Genomic DNA, 1,437 nt, shown 5'->3' on the forward strand with positions numbered 1-1,437 from the left:
AGGAGAAATGATATGAACGCCTCCCACCCGTGAATGGTGGTGGGAGCTAGGCAGGTGGACCCTCACGGGCCGACGGCATCAAAGTGCCCAAGGTGGAAGATCATCAAGATTCTTCACAGGCAACCGGAGGGTCCGAGATGAAGCTTACGACAGTTGGCGTGGACATCGCAAAGAACGTGATCCAGCTCCATTACATCGATGCGGAAACGGGCGAAATCGTGAACAAACCGGTGAAGCGAGCGGGATTTCTGGAACATTTTGCGAACCGATCACCGTGCCTGATCGGAATGGAAGCGTGCGGTGGTTCGCAGCACTGGGCTCGCAAATTAATTGCGATGGGCCATCAGGTGAAGTTGATGCCGGGGAAGTTCGTTAAGGCGTTCGTGATGGGCAACAAGAACGATGCAGCTGATGCGCGGGCAATCTGGATGGCGGCGCAGCAGCCGGGCAAGTCGGTGGCAGTGAAAACGGAAATGCAGCAGGCGGTGCTGGGGTTGCACCGGATGCGCGAGCAACTAGTGAAGTTCCGCACGATGCAGATCAACAGCCTGCGTGGCTTGCTCACTGAATACGGCGAAGTGATGGGCAAGGGGCGCGCCGCACTGGACAAGGCGATTCCGGATGTGCTCGAGCGACTGGATGACCGTCTGCCAGCGATTCTGATCGACACGTTGCGAGATCAGTGGAACGGCTTGACGGACCTCGATAAGCAGATTGCCGAAATTGAACGGCGTCTACGAGCCTGGCTGAGAGAGGACAAGGCGTGCAAGGCAATAGCTGAGATACCGGGCGTCGGCTTGCTGACGGCAACAGCGGCAGTTGCAACGATGGGAGATGTCAAGACATTCAGATCCGGGCGCGAATTCGCAGCCTGGATTGGATTGGTCCCAAGGCAAAGCGGCACGGGCGGCAAGGTTCAGTTACTGGGAATCAGTAAGAGAGGTGACATGCATCTGCGCAAGCTATTGATTCACGGTGCCCGTAGCGTGCTGTGTCTGGCGAAAGAGCCGGGGGCATGGGTCGAAGGAATCAAAAAGCGGCGACCGCTGAATGTAGCTGTCGTGGCGCAAGCGAACAAAATGGCTCGAACCATTTGGGCCATCTTGGCGCATGGCAGGACGTACGACAAGGACTACGTGAGCGGGAAGCCGGTTTGACCGGTGAGCGCTGCCGTAGGGGATCAACTTTTACAGGATGACACGTCGAAAGGTTGCGCTGGCAATCGTATGTGATGACAAGACAGGTAGGACCGGGACTCGCTAAACCTGAATCGTCGTTCGAGCCTTGAGCTCGCAGGAGAAATGAGGTGCGGGTCAGCGGATTTCATAGTGGGCCGCAGCGCATCAGGCTGCAACAAGCCCGGATATAAAGCTGCAACCCATCCTGTCGCAGTCGGAACACACGAAAAACCGTCGCAAACGGGAGGCGTTCATATAA

The 1,437-nt window shown here is 56.8% G+C and carries 1 protein-coding gene; it reads left to right on the plus strand.

What is annotated here, in order from left to right; genetic code table 11:
• Nucleotides 1–137 precede the first annotated feature (137 nt).
• Nucleotides 138–1,157 (plus strand): IS110 family RNA-guided transposase, encoded by a 1,020-nt coding sequence (locus HW466_RS30900; RefSeq protein ID WP_151007124.1) that lies wholly within the window; start codon nt 138–140, stop codon nt 1,155–1,157.
• Nucleotides 1,158–1,437 lie beyond the last annotated feature (280 nt).

Source organism: Burkholderia territorii (assembly GCF_902833055.1).
GTDB lineage: Bacteria > Pseudomonadota > Gammaproteobacteria > Burkholderiales > Burkholderiaceae > Burkholderia > Burkholderia territorii.